17 protein-coding genes, 1 tRNA gene and 1 pseudogene are annotated in these 17,695 nt (G+C 62.1%); 17 read left to right on the plus strand and 2 right to left on the minus strand.

Translation table 11 applies throughout. The features are described from left to right. A complete protein-coding gene (gene rnr, locus HQR01_RS09525; RefSeq protein WP_234030109.1) occupies positions 1-2,319 on the plus strand; it encodes a ribonuclease R in 2,319 nt (772 codons plus the stop codon). Here rnr and HQR01_RS09530 read toward each other — a convergent pair. Continuing rightward, positions 2,316-2,768: a universal stress protein gene (locus HQR01_RS09530; RefSeq protein WP_173214642.1), complete on the minus strand. Its 453-nt coding sequence runs from the start codon at positions 2,766-2,768 to the stop codon at positions 2,316-2,318. The genes rnr and HQR01_RS09530 overlap by 4 nt on opposite strands. A gap of 131 nt (positions 2,769-2,899) precedes the next feature. On the opposite strand from HQR01_RS09530, the gene HQR01_RS09535 reads away from it, so the two are divergent. From HQR01_RS09535 to HQR01_RS09560, 6 genes are all read left to right on the plus strand, one after another. Beyond that, a complete protein-coding gene (locus HQR01_RS09535; protein ID WP_173214644.1) occupies positions 2,900-4,171 on the plus strand; it encodes a pyruvate dehydrogenase complex dihydrolipoamide acetyltransferase in 1,272 nt (423 codons plus the stop codon). Positions 4,172-4,472: 301 nt separating this feature from the next. Then, a complete protein-coding gene (locus tag HQR01_RS09540; RefSeq protein ID WP_234030110.1) occupies positions 4,473-4,847 on the plus strand; it encodes an acyl-CoA thioesterase in 375 nt (124 codons plus the stop codon). Between the two features lie 222 nt (positions 4,848-5,069). Next, positions 5,070-6,485: a dihydrolipoyl dehydrogenase gene (lpdA, locus tag HQR01_RS09545; RefSeq protein WP_173214646.1), complete on the plus strand. Its 1,416-nt coding sequence runs from the start codon at positions 5,070-5,072 to the stop codon at positions 6,483-6,485. A gap of 28 nt (positions 6,486-6,513) precedes the next feature. After that, positions 6,514-8,379, plus strand: a complete 1,866-nt coding sequence (locus HQR01_RS09550) for a cation:proton antiporter domain-containing protein (protein WP_173214648.1) — start codon at positions 6,514-6,516, stop codon at positions 8,377-8,379. A gap of 4 nt (positions 8,380-8,383) precedes the next feature. After that, on the plus strand, positions 8,384-9,310 hold the full coding sequence (locus HQR01_RS09555; protein WP_173214650.1) for an aminotransferase class IV: 927 nt from the start codon (positions 8,384-8,386) through the stop codon (positions 9,308-9,310). Next, entirely contained in the window at positions 9,307-10,035 is a 729-nt protein-coding gene (locus HQR01_RS09560) for a sulfotransferase-like domain-containing protein (protein ID WP_173214652.1), read from the plus strand. Before HQR01_RS09555 ends, HQR01_RS09560 begins: the two co-directional genes overlap by 4 nt. A gap of 3 nt (positions 10,036-10,038) precedes the next feature. Here the strand turns inward: HQR01_RS09560 and HQR01_RS09565 are convergent. Beyond that, positions 10,039-10,128: transfer RNA gene (locus tag HQR01_RS09565), tRNA-Ser, on the minus strand. 118 nt (positions 10,129-10,246) lie between these two features. Here HQR01_RS09565 and HQR01_RS09570 point away from each other — a divergent pair. From HQR01_RS09570 to HQR01_RS09610, 10 genes and pseudogenes are all read left to right on the plus strand, one after another. Beyond that, positions 10,247-11,269 (plus strand): lytic murein transglycosylase, encoded by a 1,023-nt coding sequence (locus HQR01_RS09570; RefSeq protein WP_173214654.1) that lies wholly within the window; start codon positions 10,247-10,249, stop codon positions 11,267-11,269. 183 nt (positions 11,270-11,452) lie between these two features. Next, positions 11,453-11,563: an SPOR domain-containing protein gene (locus HQR01_RS15420; protein ID WP_173214655.1), complete on the plus strand. Its 111-nt coding sequence runs from the start codon at positions 11,453-11,455 to the stop codon at positions 11,561-11,563. Positions 11,564-11,647: 84 nt separating this feature from the next. Continuing rightward, positions 11,648-12,316, plus strand: a pseudogene (locus tag HQR01_RS15425) (D-alanyl-D-alanine carboxypeptidase family protein); the annotation flags it as partial. A gap of 39 nt (positions 12,317-12,355) precedes the next feature. Then, on the plus strand, positions 12,356-12,757 hold the full coding sequence (locus tag HQR01_RS15430; RefSeq protein WP_407644606.1) for a hypothetical protein: 402 nt from the start codon (positions 12,356-12,358) through the stop codon (positions 12,755-12,757). Beyond that, positions 12,754-13,389: a dTMP kinase gene (gene tmk, locus HQR01_RS09585; RefSeq protein WP_173214657.1), complete on the plus strand. Its 636-nt coding sequence runs from the start codon at positions 12,754-12,756 to the stop codon at positions 13,387-13,389. The genes HQR01_RS15430 and tmk overlap by 4 nt, the downstream gene beginning before the upstream one ends. Next, entirely contained in the window at positions 13,386-14,336 is a 951-nt protein-coding gene (locus HQR01_RS09590) for a DNA polymerase III subunit delta' (RefSeq protein WP_173214659.1), read from the plus strand. The genes tmk and HQR01_RS09590 overlap by 4 nt, the downstream gene beginning before the upstream one ends. Continuing rightward, positions 14,329-15,894 (plus strand): methionine--tRNA ligase, encoded by a 1,566-nt coding sequence (metG, locus tag HQR01_RS09595; protein WP_173214660.1) that lies wholly within the window; start codon positions 14,329-14,331, stop codon positions 15,892-15,894. Before HQR01_RS09590 ends, metG begins: the two co-directional genes overlap by 8 nt. Beyond that, a complete protein-coding gene (locus HQR01_RS09600; RefSeq protein ID WP_173214661.1) occupies positions 15,894-16,670 on the plus strand; it encodes a TatD family hydrolase in 777 nt (258 codons plus the stop codon). Before metG ends, HQR01_RS09600 begins: the two co-directional genes overlap by 1 nt. Next, positions 16,667-17,434, plus strand: a complete 768-nt coding sequence (locus HQR01_RS09605) for an MBL fold metallo-hydrolase (protein ID WP_173214662.1) — start codon at positions 16,667-16,669, stop codon at positions 17,432-17,434. The genes HQR01_RS09600 and HQR01_RS09605 overlap by 4 nt, the downstream gene beginning before the upstream one ends. Continuing rightward, positions 17,431-17,598, plus strand: coding sequence for a hypothetical protein (locus tag HQR01_RS09610; protein ID WP_173214663.1), 168 nt, complete (start codon positions 17,431-17,433; stop codon positions 17,596-17,598). Before HQR01_RS09605 ends, HQR01_RS09610 begins: the two co-directional genes overlap by 4 nt. Positions 17,599-17,695 lie beyond the last annotated feature (97 nt).

Genomic DNA, 17,695 nt, shown 5'->3' on the forward strand with positions numbered 1-17,695 from the left:
ATGGCGCGCATGACAAAACAAAATAAGAACCGGCAGCCGCCCCAGCGTGGCGCAGGCATGCCGTCCAAGGAACAAATTCTAGAATTCCTCCAATCCTCACCGACCCCTGCCGGAAAGCGCGAAATCGCCAAGGCTTTCGGCCTCAAGGGTCAGGAAAAGATCCTCCTCAAGCAACGCCTCAAGGACATGGCCGAAGAAGGCCTGATCGACGGCAGGCGCACCGCCTATCACCGGATGGGCGGCGTGCCGAAGGTCACCGTGCTCAAGGTCGTTGCCATCGATGATGGCGAACCGATTGCGGAGCCCGAGAACTGGGCGCCCGATGCGCCGGGCAAACCGCCCAAGCTGACGGTCAAGGAAACCAAGAAGAGGGCTGCGCTCAAGCGCGGCGATCGCTTCCTGGCCCGGACCGAAGAAACCGCTAACGGTTGGATCGCGCATCCAATGAAGAAGCTGCCCGCGCGCACCGAGGGCATGATGGGTGTTGTCGAATTCGACGGGGCCGGAAAGCCATGGCTCGCTCCGGTCGACAAGCGCGTACGCGACAGTGCGCCGATCGGCGAATTGGGTGAGGCCAAGGAGGGCGAACTCGTCCTTGCCGAACGCATGGGCAAGTCGGTCCGCTCGCCGGTCAAGGTGGTCGAGGTCGTCGGCGATCCGCTGGCTCCCAAGAGCTTCAGCCTGATCGCCATCGCCAAGCACGGTATTCCGCACATCTTCCCGCACGAGGCCATGGCCGAAGCGGAACGCGCGACGGAGCTGGGTCTCTCGCCCGATCACCGCGAGGATTTGCGCGCCGTCCCGATCGTCGCCATCGACCCGGCCGACGCGCGCGACCATGACGATGCCATCTGGGCCGAATCCGATGGGCAGGGCGGATACAACGCCATCGTCGCCATTGCCGACGTCAGCTATTACGTCCGACCCGGCGGCGCGCTCGACCGTGAGGCCCGCAAGCGCGGCAACTCGGTCTATTTCCCCGACCGGGTCGTGCCGATGCTGCCCGAAGTGCTCAGCGCGGACGTCTGTTCGCTGAGGGAAGACGTCGACCGTGCGGCGATGGCTTGCCACATGCACATCGATGCGCAGGGGCAGATCAAGAGCTGGCGCTTCACCCGCGCCATTGTCCGCATCGTACGCAATATCGCCTACGAGGATGCGCAGGCGGCAATCGATGCCGGTGACGCGCCCGAGTACCTGAAGAACCTTTGGGGCGCGTGGAAGCTCTTGCTCGCCGCGCGCGAGGCCCGTGACCCGCTTGAGCTCGAACTGCCCGAACGGCAGGTGAAGCTCAACGATGCCGGCAAGATCGAAGAAATCGCCGTGCGCGAAAGGCTCGACGCGCATCGCGTGGTCGAGGATTTCATGATCGCCGCCAATGTGGCCGCCGCGAAGGCGCTAGAGGCGAAGAAAGCCCCTGTCGTCTATCGCATCCACGAACAGCCGAACCGGGAAAAGATGATCGCCCTGCGCGATTACCTCGCCACGCAGGGGCGCAAGCTTGCGCTCGGCCAGGTCATCACTCCAGGCCTGTTCAATCGCATGCTCAAGGACATCGCCGATCCGGCGGAAAAGGTCCTGATCATGGAGGCTGTGCTACGCAGCCAGACGCAGGCCTATTACGGGCCGCAGAACGCGGGCCACTTCGGCCTTGCGCTCGGCAGCTACGCGCATTTCACATCGCCCATCCGGCGTTATTCCGACCTGTTGGTCCATCGCGCACTGGTCGACGCCTATGGCCTCGAGCAGCCCAAGCCCAAGGTGAATCTGCCGGAAGGCAGCGGCCTCTCGGATCGCGACAAGACCGCGCTCAGCCAGATCACCGACGCAATCAGCCAGACCGAACGACGCGCGATGGAGGCCGAACGGGACACGATCGACCGCTATGTCGCCGCCTGGCTTTCGGGCCGTGTGGGTGAGACTTTCGACACGCGGATCACCGGCGTGCAGGGCTTCGGCTTCTTCGCCACCATCGATAAGCTCGGCGGCGACGGCCTCGTTCCCGTCTCGACGCTGGGGCGCGAATATTTCCGCTACGATGAGGCGGCGCAGAAACTGGTCGGCGAGGACAGCGGCACGGAGTATGCTGTCGGTGACCGGCTGAAGCTCAAGCTGGCCGAAGCGAATGCACTGACCGGCGCGCTCAAGTTCGAGGTTCCCGACAGCGACGGTGCCCCGGTCGAACAACGTGGCGCCCGACCTGCCCCGCGCAAGAAACCGCCACAAAAGGGGAAGGGCGCCCCTCGCCAGAAGCATGCGCAGGGCCAGCGCGGCCGACCGTCCAACATTCGCCACCAGGGGCGGGGGAAGAAGCGCTAGGCCAGCCTGTCGATGTCTTCCCGACTCAAACCGCCGGGGACGATATAGAGCGGGCAGGGCAGCTGCCCCGCATGGGCTGAGAAGTGGCTTACCAGCGGCCCCGGCGCGCCATCGGCGCAAGCACCGAGCACGAGCGAGGCGATCTCGCCATGCTCCTCGATATATTTGCGGATAACCTCCGCAGGCGTGCCAGGGCGCACGGCAATCGTTGGCATCTTGCCGCTTTCGGCAAAGATATGGCCGGCAGCATTGTTGGCCATGACTTCGGCCCGTTCGCGCGCTTCCTGTTCGATCGTCGCCTGCACGCCGCCGAAGGCCGAAAAGGTCTGCTGCGGGACCAGCGCCAGGATATGCACCGAGCCGCCCGTCTTCTGCGCACGCAGCGAGGCGAAGCGGAGCGCCTGGTTAGCCTCCTCCGTCTCGTCCATCACAACCAGGTAGATACGCATGCCAGTCCCCTCAGTCCCTGCGTGCGGGATATCCGGTAATTCGTATTCTGCGCAAGGACCTTGCAGCGCGCGCGCAACTTGGCCAGAGGACGAGGCAAGACGTTTGCCCGTGAGAGGACGCTACGGAAACCATGCCCACGCCGATCAAGATGCCCGCCCTGTCGCCCACCATGGAAGAGGGCACTCTGGCTCGCTGGTTGGTGAAACCGGGGGATACGGTCAGCGCGGGCGACATCATGGCCGAGATCGAGACTGACAAGGCGACGATGGAGTTCGAGGCGGTCGACGAAGGGACGATCGTTTCGATCGCGGTCGATGAAGGCACCGAAGGGGTCAAGGTCGGCACCGTGATCGCAATGCTCGCCGAAGAGGGCGAGGATGCCAGCGCGGCAGCAGCCGCTCCCGCTCCCGCCGCTGAAAAGCCGAAACCCGAGCCCAAGGCCGAGGCAGCACCCGCTCCGGCACCCGCTCCTGCTCCTGCGCCCGTTGCTGCTGCACCCAAGGCATCGGGCGACCGTATCGTGGCCTCACCGCTGGCAAAGCGTATTGCCGAACAGAAGGGTATCGACCTCGCAGGCGTTACCGGCAGCGGCCCCAACGGCCGTATCGTCAAGGCGGATGTCGAGGGCATACAGCCCGGCGCCGCACCGGCCAAAGCCGAAACTGCTGCGCCCGCTCCGGTCAAGCCCGCGACGCTGGGCGGCGATCTCGATGCGCCTTACGAAGCGCAGAAGCTCAACAATGTCCGCAAGGTCATCGCGCGCCGCCTGACCGAAGCGAAGCAGACGATCCCGCACATCTACCTCACCGTGGACGTACGGCTCGATGCGCTGCTCAAGCTGCGCGGCGAACTCAACAAGAGCCTCGAGCCCGATGGCGTGAAGCTCTCGGTCAACGACCTGCTGATCAAGGCGCTTGCCCGTGCACTGCAGCGCGTGCCCAAGTGCAATGTCAGCTTCCAGGGCGACGAGCTGTTCCAATACAGCCGCGAGGACATCTCTGTTGCCGTCGCCGCGCCTTCGGGCCTGATCACCCCGATCATCCGCGATGCGGGCCGCAAGGGCCTCGCGCAGATCAGCACCGAGATGAAGGAACTCGCAGGCAAGGCCAAGGACGGCAAGCTGCAGCCGCATGAATTCCAGGGCGGCACGGCCTCGCTCTCCAACCTCGGCATGTTCGGCACCAAGCAGTTCGACGCGGTGATCAACCCGCCGCAGGCAATGATCCTCGCGGTCGGCGCGGGCGAGCAACGCCCCTGGGTGATCGACGGCGCGCTGGGCGTCGCCACGGTGATGAGCGCCACGGGCAGTTTCGACCACCGCGCCATCGACGGCGCCGACGGCGCGGCGCTGATGCAGGCGTTTCAGCAGTTGGTGGAGAACCCGATGGGGCTGGTGGTCTAATTGATCGTCTCTCGCACCTCGATTGCGGCCCTTCTTGCGGCACATATTCTATTTGTGTGGGGAATGATTGGATTCCTCGGAGAAACCTGGTTGATGCTGCTTCTCTGTGGCGCGTCCCAAAACTCGCTATTGAGTGGGTCGCTTGGGGTTATGTGGCTTGTTGCAACGCTGACCCCCATCCTCGGGATTGTTTCAATAGTGAAGACCCGTTGGGGCTCACTCTACGTTTGTTCCGTCGCATTTACGTTATTTATCTTTTGGCTCATTCAATACCTACGAGAGCTCAGGATAACATTCTGCGATGCGCTCTGAACCCCTCATCCGCGTCACTGCCATGCCGACCGACCTCAACCCCTATGGCGGAGTGTTCGGTGGCTGGCTGATGAGCCAGATGGCACTGGGTGCGGGTTCGCTCGCGAGCCGGGTGGGAAAGGGCAAGGCGGTGGTCGTCTCGGCCACCGATTTCGCCTTCCCCGGCGCGATGCAGGTGGGGGACGAGCTCTCGGTCTATTGCGAGGTCGTCACCACCGGCAACACGTCGCTCACCATTGCGGCCGAGGCGGTCGGCCGCGAGCGCAACGGCGAGGCTGAAACCAAGGTGGCGCAGGGCACCTTCAAGTTCGTGCTGCTGGACGAGAACGACCGCCCGCGCGCGGTGTCGGGGCAGTGGGTATGACCGCTGTCCTACAGGTGCGCCAGCATGGCATCATGTCGGGCATGGCCCGCCTATACGCAATACTCCCTGATCCCGCATTTTCCGCCCACGCGAAAGGTGACAATCCTGATCGCATCTCGGCCCGGTTTGCCGAGGGTAAGGCGCGGATCGCAGAGTTTTTCATAACCCCCCGGTCGGTGTTCCACCCGGCCGGCGAATCAACACGCATCAGGCAGGCAATTCATGGCTGACACTTCTTACGACGTCATCGTTCTCGGTTCCGGACCCGGCGGCTATGTCGCGGCGATCCGCTGTGCGCAGCTGGGCCTGAAGACCGCCATCGTCGAACGCGAACTGCTGGGCGGCATCTGCCTCAACTGGGGCTGCATCCCGACCAAGGCGCTGCTGCGATCGGCCGAGATCCTGCACTATGCCCAGCACGCGAGCGACTATGGTCTCAAGATCGCCGGCAAGATCGAGGCGGACCTTGAAGCGGTGGTAAAGCGCAGCCGCGGCGTGGCCAAGCAGCTCAACCAGGGCGTCACGCACCTGATGAAGAAGAACAAGATCACGGTGCATATGGGCGAGGGCACGCTGACCGGCCCGACCTCGCTGACGGTTAAATCCGACAAGGGCGAGGAGAAGCTCACCGCCAGGCATATCATCATCGCCACCGGCGCGCGTGCCCGCGACCTGCCTTTCGCCAAGGCCGACGGCAAGCGCGTGTGGACTTATCGTCATGCGATGACGCCGAGCGAAATGCCCAAGAAGCTGCTGGTGATCGGCAGCGGCGCAATCGGGATAGAGTTCGCGAGCTTCTACAACGACATGGGCTGCGAAGTGACCGTGGTCGAAATGCTCGACCGCGTGGTGCCGGTGGAAGACAAGGACGTCTCCGCTTTCCTCGAAAAGAGCCTGACCAAGCAGGGCATGACGATCATGACCGGTGCCGGGGTTGAGGACCTCAAGGTCTCCGCCAGTGGCGTGAAGGCGAAGATCAAGGCCAAGGACGGCAAGGTTTCCGAGACCGAGTTCAGCCACTGCATCGTCGCCATCGGCATCGTTCCGAACACCGAGAACGTCGGGCTCGAGAAGCTGGTCGATCTCGACCGTGGCTTCATCCAGATCGATCCCTTTGGCCGCACCAAGTCGAAGGGATTGTGGGCGATCGGCGACTGCACGCCCGGGCCGTGGCTGGCGCACAAGGCGAGCCATGAGGGTGTCACCACCGCCGAAACTATCGCCAAGGAACTGGGCAACAAGGACGTCCATCCGCACCCGCTCGACCGCAACAACATCCCCGGTTGCACCTATTGCCACCCGCAGATCGCCAGCGTCGGCATGACCGAGGCCAAGGCAAAGGAAGCGGGCTACGAGGTCAAGGCCGGAACCTTCCCCTTCATCGGCAATGGCAAGGCCATCGCGCTGGGTGAGGCCGAAGGCTTCGTGAAGACCGTGTTCGATGCGAAGACCGGCGAGCTGCTGGGCGCACATATGGTCGGTGCGGAAGTGACCGAGATGATCCAGGGCTTTGTCGTCGGCAAGACGCTGGAGACGACCGAGGCGGAACTGATGAACACCGTCTTCCCGCACCCGACGATAAGCGAGAGCATGCATGAGAGCGTGCTTGCCGCATACGGGCGCGCGCTGCATATCTGATCCGCGCGCATAACAGGGGGAGGGCGCAGTGACCGATTTCTTGATCCTCGCCTTCCTGATCCTGGTCGCGGGCCTGGTTTCGGTCCCGCTGGCGACACGCTTCGGCCTGGGCTCGGTACTCGGCTATTTGCTCGCCGGAATGGCGATCGCGCCACTGCTGGGCGCGCTCAAGGTCGATGTCGATGCACTGCAGGTCTTCGCCGAATTCGGCGTGGTGATGATGCTGTTCATCGTCGGGCTGGAACTGGAGCCGAAAAAACTCTGGGCGATGCGCGGTACGCTGATCGGTACCGGCGGCGGGCAAGTGTTCCTGACTGTGCTGGCAATGACCGGCGTCTCGCTGCTAAGCGGCAACCCTTGGCAGACCGCGCTGGCCATCGGCATGGTGCTGGCCCTGTCGTCGACGGCAATCATCGTCCAGTCGCTGAACGAGAAGGGGCTGCTCAAGAGTACCGGCGGCGAAGCGGCATTTTCGGTCCTCCTGTTCCAGGACGTGGCCGTGATCCCGATCCTGGCGATCCTCCCGCTGCTGGCATTGCCAGAGCTGGTATCGGCGGTTCCAGTTGCCGAGGCGGCAGGGGCTTCGCATGGCGCGTCACTCGACTTGACCGCCCACCTGGCCGCCTGGCAGGCCGCACTCGTCCGCGTCGGCGCCGTGGCCGCCGTGGCTTTCATAGGCAACTACCTGACGCGCCCGATCTTCCGCTACATCGCCGCCGCCAACCTGCGCGAACTGTTCACCGCGGCTGGCCTTGTCTTCGTAATCGGTATCGCACTGCTGATGTCGCTGGTGGGCCTCTCTCCTGCCCTCGGAACCTTCATCGCGGGCGTGGTCCTGGCGAACAGCGAATACCGCCACGAGCTTGAGAGCGACATTGATCCGTTCAAGGGTCTCCTGCTCGGCCTGTTCTTCATCACCGTCGGCGCAGGGATAGACTTCTCGCTCGCGCTAGAACGCGCAGACGAGGTCGTGTTTTGGGCCGCTGTGACCATTGCGGTGAAAGTCGCCGTGCTATTGATCGTCGGCCGGTTGTCCGGCCTCCGGCGTGAATCGCTGTGGCTGTTTGCCCTGGCGCTTCCGCAAGCAGGCGAATTCGCATTCGTGTTGATCGCATTCGCCGTCGGCAATGCCATCTTTTCGCAAGGCCTTGCCGATCTGCTGCTGTTGGTCGTCGCACTGACCATGCTGATTACACCGTTGCTGTTCATCCTCTACGACAAGGTCATCGCGCGCGCCTATTGCGGCGGGTTCAATGAGCGGGAAGCGGATGTCATCGAGGAAGACAACCCGATCATCATCGCCGGCCGTGGGCGCGTGGGTGGGATCATCGATCGCATGCTCAATGCCGCAGGCCACCAGGCGACCGTGATCGACTATGACAGCGAGCATATCGAGCAACTCAAGAAGTTCGGCGTGAAGAGCTTCTTCGGGGACGCCACGCGACCAGACCTGCTGGCCAGTGCGGGAATCGACCGGGCCAAATTGCTGGTCGTGGCGCTGGACGAGCGCGAGCAGATCGACAAGCTGGTCCGCTACGCCTGCACCAATTTCCCCAACCTCCACGTCATCGCCCGGGCCAAGGATCGCGACCACGTCTACCACCTGTGGGCCATGGGCTGCCGCGATATCGTGCGCGAAACCTACGACAGCTCGCTGCGTATGGGTCGGGCGGCGTATGAAGCGCTCGGCGTCGATCGGCAGGCCGCCATCGCCATGGCCGACGCGTGGGAAGAAATGGACCGTACCTCCATGCGGGCGGTGGCCGACCTTTATCGCCTCGACATACCGTCGTGGGAGAACGAACCCTTGCTCACGAAGATCCGCGAATTGCGAGCGGAGTGGGATCCGAAGCTGCGGCAGGCGATGGACGACATCATGGCGCGGGGAAACTGACGGAATGGCAAAGGGTACCCACCAGTATGTCCCGGACGCGCGCAACGATGGTGTGATCATCGACATCAATGGCGAACATGTCCCACGCCCCGATGCGAAGATCAGCGTGTTCGACAGCGGGTTTATGCTCGGGGACGGGGTGTGGGAGGGAATCCGCCTGCATCACGGACGGCTCGCTTTCCTCGATCGGCATCTGGATCGGCTTTATCGCGGCGCCAAGGCCATCCTCATGGATATCGGCATCCCGCGCGATGAGCTCGAACGTCGTCTTTATGCCGTGCTCGAAACCAACGGCATGGGTGGCGATGGGGTCCATATTCGATTGATGGTGACGCGCGGTATCCGCTCCACGCCCTACCAGGATCCGCGCGTGGTGATCTCGCCTGCGACCATCGTCATCATCCCCGAATGGAAGGAGCCGGCACCGGAAACGGCCACGCGGATGCTTACTCTGGCAACGGTGCATGTCCGACGCGGCTATCCCGACGTCCAGGACCCGATGCTTAATTCGCATTCCAAGCTCAACTGTATCACCGCCTGCATCCAGGCGGCACAGGCTGGCGCGGACGAGGGACTGATGCTCGATCCGCATGGCTTTGTCGCGACCTGCAATTCGACCCATTTCTTCATCGTCAAGGACGGTGAGGTGTGGACCTCAAGCGGCGACTATTGCCTCGATGGTATCACGCGGGGGATCGTGATCGAGGCTGCGCGTGAAGCAGGCATAACCGTGCGAGAACGTAATTTCTCCCTGACTCATGTCTACGGGGCTGACGAAGCCTTCACCACGGGGACCTTCGCCGGCGTAGCACCGGTCGGTTCCATCGATGGGCGGGTACTTGGCACTGAGCGCGGCCCGATGGTCGAGCGCCTGCAGCACCTATATCTGGAACGACTGGCTCGCGATGTAGGGGCACGGGCGCGACCATGACCATCCATATCGCCATGTGGTCGGGCCCTCGTAATCTCTCGACCGCGATGATGCGGAGCTTCGCGAGCCGGGCCGATACCTTCGTCAGCGACGAACCGTTCTACGGTGCCTATCTGAAGCAAACGCAGGACCCGCAGCCGATGGCCGAAGATGTCGTCGCCTCGATGGACTGCGATTGGCAAAGGGTAGCGAAGTCGCTTCGCGGCGCAGCACCCAACGGCCGGCCGATCTGGTACCAGAAGCATATGACGCACCACATAGAAGGCCCAGTCACCATTGTGGATTTTCCCGAGATGCGACACGCTTTCCTGATCCGTGATCCGCGCAGAGTCGCGGCAAGCTACGCCAACAAGCGCACCGAGATCAGGCCAGACCATCTCGGTACCTTCCGCCAGCGTGAGTATTTCCAGAGCGTGGCAGAAAGAACGGGTCGGATTCCTCCGGTGGTCGACAGTGACGACATCCTTGCTGACCCGACCAAGGTGCTCACCGCCCTGTGCGAGGCGCTGGACCTGACTTGGGATGCGGCCATGCTCGAATGGGACAAGGGTCCGCACCCTCAGGACGGTATCTGGCAGAGCCACTGGTATGATGCGGTCAATGCCTCAACCGGATTTGGCCGTGCGCCTGGTCCACCGCCGCGCCTGGAAGGCCGCTATAGGGAGGTGGCCGACGCCTGCATGGCCGACTACGAATTCCTCAGCCAGCATGCGATCAATGGTTAGGTCTGGCGGACAGGGTGGGATTCGAACCCACGGTGGGCTTGCACCCACGGCGGTTTTCAAGACCGCTGCATTCAACCACTCTGCCACCTGTCCGCGATTTGGCCCGGCTAGCGTCCGACGCGGCACTTGTCACGCCCGTCTATCGCCGAAATAAATTTTCCCTGCGACACGCGACACTTGCCATTCATCTGCGGTCTGCGACAATCCCCTAATGATCGCGCGTCGCTTGGCTACCACTCTCGCTTCTCTTGCCCTGGTCCTTACCTCCGGCCCCGCTGTGGCGCAGGAGGGGCTGTCATTCGACGCATACATGCAATTGCTGATCGCCAGGGCTCGCGCAGAAGGCGTATCGGAAGCGACGATCCTGCGAATGACGGAGGGCCTTTCACCGAATTACCGCGTAATCGAGCTCGATCGGTCGCAACCGGGCACACCGACTCGCACCGGTTATCCCCTGGTTGCCCCCTATATCGCGACTCACGTAGATGCTGCACGCATTGGTGGCGGGCGACGGGCCTATGCCAATTACCAGGGGCGATTGGCTGCCATCGAGCGCGAGTATGGCGTTCCCGGCGAGATCCTGGTTGCGATCTGGGGCCATGAGACAGCCTATGGCTCCGTCAAGGGCGGGTTCGATCTGTCGCAAGCGCTTGCGACATTGGCGTGGGAAGGGCGGCGACGAGACCTCTTCGCGGCTGAGTTCGTCGACCTGCTCAAGGTGGCGGACAAGGGCTATTCTCGCAGCGACCTGAAGGGCAGTTGGGCTGGAGCATTCGGCAATCCGCAGTTCCTGCCTTCGGTGTACCTTCGTCTTGCAGCGGATGGTGACGGCGACGGACGCGCCGACATCATGAACAATGGTGCCGACGCGCTCGCGTCGATTGCCAACTACTTTCGAGATGCGGGTTGGCGATCTGGGCAACCATGGGGCGTCGCTGCGTCCGTACCATCGGGTTTTGATGTCGGGTCCTACCGTACCAAGATCCAGGCGCCTGTTTGCGAGCGGGTTCACGAGCGTCACAGCATGTACAAGACGGTTTCGGAATGGCGCGCGCTGGGTGTGCAGCCGCAGCGTGCCTTGGCTCCGGAAACCTTGGTGACGCTATTCCAGCCAGACGGCCCGGGCACCCGGGCATGGCTGCTGACTTCAAACTACCGCGTCATCCTCGAATACAATTGTTCGAACTACTACGCGATGAGCGTGGGACTGCTAGCGGATGAAATTGCACAATAAATCTAGATGGATAAAATGCATAGTTGCGGGCGCGATGTTGCTGGGCTCCGCGGCTGGGCTTACTCAGCCAGTCTCGCGACAACCGGCAGGGGCAACCAAGGACCCGGCGGCTGACTAACCCATCTCGGTTGGCGACCCATTCACCATCGAAAGCTCGGTGGTTGTGTAGAGGACGCGGGCAGGTTGGCATTGGTCAGGATCGGTCTCTTCCCAAGTCGTGGACAGGCGGCCGAGGCGCTCGCCAAGCTGCACGCTCAAGGTTATAGCGACGCCTTAATCAAGACTATCGACTGACACGCCGGCGCTGCGCCCGGCATGGGAGCAGACTTGCGCAAGACCACGATTTCCCTGATCGGCCTCGCCATTGCGACCGCGCCTATGCCTCTTGGCGCGCGGTCGTCGAACACGCCATCGATCCCCTCGGTCGAAGACGCGCCGATCGCCTATCTATTCGATGCCACCAGCGGGCAGGTGCTGTTCGCACGCGAAGAAGATCGGCGCTTTATGCCGGCATCCATCACGAAGGTAATGACCACCTTCCTAGCCTTCGAATGGATGGAAGAGGGACGCTTGTTGCCGCAACAGATCTTCGGAGTGCGGCCCGAAACCTTCAAGGCGTGGAGTCGCGTGGGCTCAACCATGTTTCTCCCGCCCGACGCGCGAGTGACTGCCGATGATCTTCTGCACGGAGTGACGACGGTCTCCGCCAATGACGGTGCCGTAGTCCTGGCTGAAGGCGCGGCAGGCTCGGTGCAGGATTGGATCGCGGCCATGAACGCCAAGGCTCGCGAATTGGGCATGCGTGATACCTATTACGGCACGCCCAATGGATGGATGGACGAGGGACGAACCTTCACCAGTGCGCGCGATCTTGCGCTGCTGGCCCAGGCGATGATCTCGCGGCATCCGGCCAAATATCGCCATTTCGTCGGAGCCCAGACCTTCCGCTACAACAATATCACGCAGCGTAACCACGACCCGATTTCAGGAATCGTCCCTGGGGCAGATGGGATCAAGACAGGCTTCACTAACCAGGCTGGGTTTGGCTTCCTGGGCTCCGCGGAGCGCGATGGACAGCGCCTGATCATGGTGGTGGCCGGCAGTCCGACGGGAAGGGACCGCAACAAGGCCGCCAGATCCTTCATCGAATGGGGGTTTGCGTCCTTCGACAGCCTTCCCCTGTTCCCGCAGGGCGCCCAGGTAACCGAAGCGCGGGTCCAAGACGGCGCAAGCCCCACAGTGGGGCTTCGGGGCAAGGGTCCGATCAGTATTGTCGTGCCTCATGACACAAAGCCCAGGGTCTCGATTTCCGTGCGCTACGAAGGCCCCCTGCAGGCACCCGTCCGCGCCGGTGAGGAAGTCGCAGAACTGATCGTCGAGATCGAAGGCATGCCAAAAGCGCGATTGCCATTGGTGGCTGACGGTGACGTTCCCAAGGCGAATGCCTTCCAACGCCTCATCAATGGCTTTCGGGGCTGGGTCACGTGACCCGGGGTCGCTTCATTACCTTCGAAGGCGGCGAAGGCATGGGCAAATCGACCCAGGCGAAGTTGCTGGCCGAGGCACTTTCTGCACGCGGGCTTGCAGTCGACTTCACTCGCGAGCCTGGCGGAACGCCTGGCGCCGAAGCGGTCCGAACGCTGTTGCTCCACCCACCCGGTGAAGGGTGGAGCAGGGAAGCGGAGGCTCTGCTTTTCGCCGCGGCGCGTTCCGATCACGTCACGCACCGCATTCGCCCGGCCTTGGAGCGAGGCAGCTGGGTTGTGTGCGATCGCTTTGTCGATTCGAGCCGCGCATATCAGGGAGTCGCCGGCGGCTTGGGGGACGAACGCATCCTCTCCCTGCATCAATTCGGCAGCGAGGGGTTGTTGCCCGACCTGACCATCGTGATCGAAGCCCCGTTAGAGGATGTCTCTCGACGTTTGGCTGCGCGGGATGTGGGCGGACCGGACGCAATCGGTGGCCGTGCAAGTGAATACCATGCATCGGTCAACGCCGCCTTCCTTGCCTTCGCAGAAGCCGATCCAGGGAGATTCCGGATCGTCGACGGTGCAGGGGATGTGGAGCAGGTCCACGCGCGCGTGATGCAGGTCATTGCACCCCTGCTGGAATCTCCATGACCCTGCTGGGACACGATGAGGCCTGGCGGGAATGGCGCGAGGCCATGGCCGGTTCGCGGATGCATCATGCCTGGCTGCTTGCCGGTCGCAGGGGTGTCGGCAAGGCAAGCTTCGCCCTAGCTGCGGCCCGTGAACTTGTCGGAGCGGCGCCCGGGCAAGACCATCATCCGGATATCATCGTGCTGACGCATGGGCCGAAGGACGACAAGGAGGAACGCAAGCGCGCCGATGGCAAGCCTTTCGAACTCGCGCGCAGCATTCGCATCGCGCAGGTTCGTTCCATGCAGCAGCGGCTGACGACGCGCCCTACAGTGGGCAGCCGCCGTGCCATCATCATCGATCCGGCCGACGATCTCGAGCGTAACGCCGCCAATGCACTGCTCAAGAGCCTGGAAGAGCCGCCCGTCGGGACATTCTTTCTCCTGGTCGCACACAGTCCGGCACGGTTGCTCCCGACCATTCGCTCGCGTTGCCGAGTCCTTCGCTTCCCCACAGTGTCCGACGCCGAAATGGATCGCTTGTTGGCGGAATTGGCACCACTGGCCAACGCGGCAACTCGCACCGCGGCGATCGCCGCGGCAGCAGGTTCGCCAGGAGCTGCGCGCGATTTCGTCGAGCTGGAGCTGGGCGAAGTAGCAGAGCTGATGGGGCGTATCCTGAGCGAAGGTGATCGTGACTTCGCCTTGCGTGGGAGATTGGCGGGAGCGATCGGGGCCCGGCCCGACCGTGAGCGGCTGCAGGCGGTACTCGATCTGGCACGTGCCGAACTGGTCAGGCGGCTCGACGGAACGGAAGCCGATCCGCGCCCCGCGATAGACGCACATGCCGAACTCGTGCGCTTGACTGGCGAGCAACCGACCTACAACTTCGACGCCGGATTGCTTGCGATGGAAATCGGCACCTTGCTCGCGAACGCTGCCAAGGCTAGCGAGCGGGCCGATGGCTGACAGTTTTTACATTACCACCGCGATCAACTACCCCAATGGCCGCCCGCATATCGGGCACGCCTATGAGGGGATCGCAACCGATGTCATGGCGCGCTTCCAGCGCCTGCGGGGACGCGATGTTCGCTTCGTCACCGGCACGGACGAGCATGGGCTGAAGATGGATCAGACCGCGCGCAACCAGGGTCGCGCGACAATCGATCTTGCGGATGAAATGTCTGGCCATTTCCGCGACATGGCGGACCGCCTCGATCTCTCCTACGATGAATTCGTGCGAACAAGCGAGGATCGCCACAAGGCGGCCAGCGTCGAGCTGTGGAAGCGCATGCAGGCGGCCGGTGATCTCTACCTCGACCGCTACGAGGGATGGTACTCCGTCCGGGATGAAGCCTTCTATGATGAGAGCGAACTGGTTGCGGGCGAGGGCGGGGCGAAACTGTCGCCGCAGGGAACTCCGGTGGAATGGACCGCAGAGGAGACCTGGTTCTTCCGCCTCTCCGCCTATCAGGACAAACTGCTCGCACTCTATCGCGACAATCCGGATTTCATTCGACCCGAGAGCCGCCGCAATGAAGTGATGCGCTTCGTCGAAGGCGGATTGAAGGATCTTAGCGTCTCGCGGACCAGTTTTAACTGGGGCGTGCCCGTACCCGACAGCGAAGGTCACGTAATGTACGTCTGGGTCGACGCGCTGACGACCTATCTGACCGGCGTAGGTTTCCCCGATGCCACCGGCGAAATGTTCCAGCGGTATTGGCCGGCCAACATCCACATGATCGGCAAGGACATTACGCGGTTCCACACGGTCTACTGGCCAGCGTTCCTGATGAGCGCGGGTCTGCCACTGCCCAAACATGTTTTCAGCCACGGCTTCCTGCTCGCACGCGATGGCGGCAAGATGAGCAAGAGCGCCGGCAACGTGGTCGATCCGCTTGAACTGGCCGAACAGTATGGCGTCGACAATCTGCGCTATTTCTTCATGCGCGAAATCGCTTTTGGCCAGGACGGGAGCTATTCGGCCGAAGCCATAGTTACGCGCTGCAATGCCGAGCTCGCCAACAGCTTCGGCAATTTGGCCCAGCGCACGCTGTCGATGATCGCCAAGAATATGGATGGACGGCTGGAAGCCTTCGAGAGCGCTGCGGCGGACGATGACCTGCTGGCCAAGGTCACTAACGCCTGCGGGGCGGAACTTCCGCAGGAGTTCGAGAAGCTCAATTTCAGTGTCGGTATCGAAGCCTGGATGCGCGCGGTCTATGCCTGCAACCAATACGTCGATGAACAGGCGCCCTGGACACTCAAGAAGACCGACCCCGAACGGATGAAGGCGGTGTTGCTGACACTGTACATCGCCATCCGCGACCTTGCCATCGCCATCCAGCCCGTGGTGCCAAGCAAGGCCGCTGCGGTACTCGACATGCTCGGCATTCCCGCCGAGGCGCGGAACTACGCGGCGCTGGACGATAGTGGCTGGTTTGAGGCGCTCGTCGCGCAGGGACATTCAATCGCCGCGCCAACGCCGGTATTTCCCCGTCTGGAAGCCCCCGCCGAGGCCGAGTGATGCTGGTCGATAGTCACTGCCACCTCGAGTACAAAGGCCTGGTCGACGATCAGGACGGGGTCCTCGCACGGGCCCGCGAAGCTGGTGTTAAGGCCTTCCTGAACATCTCGACCAAGCGCGAAGAGTGGGATCAGGTCGTCGGAACCGCGCGGGGCAATCCTGATGTCTTTGCCAGCGTGGGCGTGCATCCGCACAATGCGGACCAGCATTTAGACCTGACGCGAGAGGAGTTGCTCGAGGCGACCCGCGACCCCAAGGTAATCGGGATCGGGGAAACCGGGCTCGACTATTACTATGATCATTCGGACCGTGCGGCCCAGCAGCGCCTGTTCCGGATACACATCAACGTCGCGCGGGAAACGGGCCTGCCGGTGATTATCCATACGCGCGATGCCGAAGACGACACCCTGGCGATCCTTTCGGATGAAATGGGGCAGGGCGCCTTCCCAGCGTTGATCCATTGTTTCACGGCTTCAGCAGAGTTTGGCGAGCAGGTACTAGAACTGGGGCTATCCATCTCGCTCTCAGGCATCGTGACATTCAAGAATGCCAAGGACTTGCAAGAGGTAGCGAGGACAGTACCGCAGGATCGGCTGCTGGTCGAAACGGACAGTCCCTTCCTTGCACCTGTACCACATCGTGGGAAGAGCTGTGAGCCAGGTTATGTTCGCGACACGGCCTCTTTCATTGCTGAATTGCGAAGCGAATCCTTGGAAGAACTTGCGGCCTACACGACCCGGAACTTCTTCGATCTTTTCAGCAAGGCCGCTGTATGAAGCTGCTGATGCTCGGCTCTGGCACCTCGACCGGGGTACCACGGATTGGCAACGATTGGGGTGAATGCGACCCGGAAGAACCGCGCAACCGCCGCACACGAGTGTCGATCCTGATCGAGAACGAAGCGGGTCAGCGAATACTGGTCGATACGTCGACGGATCTGAGAGCTCAACTTCTTGCCAATGGAATTGGGAAGGTTGATGCCGTATTTTGGACGCATGATCATGCCGACCATTGCCACGGTATCGATGACCTGCGGGTCATGCGGTATGATCGGAGCAATCCGCTACCGGGATTTGCGAGCAAAGGGACTTGCGCGCGGCTGCGGAAGCGCTTCGACTATGTGTTCGAAGGCCAGCATGGGTATCCGACGTTGATGGATCTCAAGGAATTCGATGCAATTCATCTGGTTGCAGGATTTTCTTTCGACTTCGTCGAAATGCCGCATGGCCCAGTGACAAGTACGGGCTTCCGCTTCGAAGCGGACGGCAAGACGATCGTCTACGCCACGGATTTCAGCACCATCACTGCAGATATGGTCGCCTGCTTCAGCGGCGCCGATATCCTGGTGGTGGACTGCCTGCGTCGTCGACCGCATCCTACGCATGCGCATCTCGATATGGCACTGGAGCTCGCCCAGAAGACCCGCGCGCGGAAGACGGTGCTGACGCATCTCGACAAAAGCATGGATTACCGTAGCTTATGCGATGAAGTGCCCAAAGGCGTGATCGTTGGATACGATGGATTGGAGCTGGCTGCTTGAGCGAGTTGCAGATTATGGCGTTGATACCGCTAATCGGTTTCCTCATCTTGAACATTGCGGGGTTTCAGCGGTTTAATGTGGGCTGGCAGAAGGCGCTCTACATGGCGGGTGCCTGGGCGGGGATTTTTGCGATCGTGATCTTGTTCATCGATTTCGTGAGGTAGCGGAGCCTAACTGCTCAATCGGGAGATCATGAGGGGAAGTTGCCGCCTCTCGACCGCATCGGCATTTTACATAATATGTATTATCCTCTTTAATTGC

Origin of the sequence: Erythrobacter mangrovi (assembly GCF_013260645.1) — a bacterium.
Taxonomy (GTDB): Bacteria; Pseudomonadota; Alphaproteobacteria; order Sphingomonadales; family Sphingomonadaceae; genus Qipengyuania; species Qipengyuania mangrovi.

What these genes read in the sequence shown, in the direction of transcription:
- rnr (WP_234030109.1), top strand. Translation starts at nt 1, where the DNA reads ATGGCGCGCATGACAAAACAAAATAAGAACCGGCAGCCGCCCCAGCGT.
- HQR01_RS09530 (WP_173214642.1), bottom strand. Translation starts at nt 2,768, where the DNA reads ATGCGTATCTACCTGGTTGTGATGGACGAGACGGAGGAGGCTAACCAG.
- HQR01_RS09535 (WP_173214644.1), top strand. Translation starts at nt 2,900, where the DNA reads ATGCCCACGCCGATCAAGATGCCCGCCCTGTCGCCCACCATGGAAGAG.
- HQR01_RS09540 (WP_234030110.1), top strand. Translation starts at nt 4,473, where the DNA reads ATGCGCTCTGAACCCCTCATCCGCGTCACTGCCATGCCGACCGACCTC.
- lpdA (WP_173214646.1), top strand. Translation starts at nt 5,070, where the DNA reads ATGGCTGACACTTCTTACGACGTCATCGTTCTCGGTTCCGGACCCGGC.
- HQR01_RS09555 (WP_173214650.1), top strand. Translation starts at nt 8,384, where the DNA reads ATGGCAAAGGGTACCCACCAGTATGTCCCGGACGCGCGCAACGATGGT.
- HQR01_RS09560 (WP_173214652.1), top strand. Translation starts at nt 9,307, where the DNA reads ATGACCATCCATATCGCCATGTGGTCGGGCCCTCGTAATCTCTCGACC.
- HQR01_RS09570 (WP_173214654.1), top strand. Translation starts at nt 10,247, where the DNA reads ATGATCGCGCGTCGCTTGGCTACCACTCTCGCTTCTCTTGCCCTGGTC.
- HQR01_RS15430 (WP_407644606.1), top strand. Translation starts at nt 12,356, where the DNA reads ATGGTGGTGGCCGGCAGTCCGACGGGAAGGGACCGCAACAAGGCCGCC.
- HQR01_RS09590 (WP_173214659.1), top strand. Translation starts at nt 13,386, where the DNA reads ATGACCCTGCTGGGACACGATGAGGCCTGGCGGGAATGGCGCGAGGCC.
- metG (WP_173214660.1), top strand. Translation starts at nt 14,329, where the DNA reads ATGGCTGACAGTTTTTACATTACCACCGCGATCAACTACCCCAATGGC.
- HQR01_RS09600 (WP_173214661.1), top strand. Translation starts at nt 15,894, where the DNA reads ATGCTGGTCGATAGTCACTGCCACCTCGAGTACAAAGGCCTGGTCGAC.
- HQR01_RS09605 (WP_173214662.1), top strand. Translation starts at nt 16,667, where the DNA reads ATGAAGCTGCTGATGCTCGGCTCTGGCACCTCGACCGGGGTACCACGG.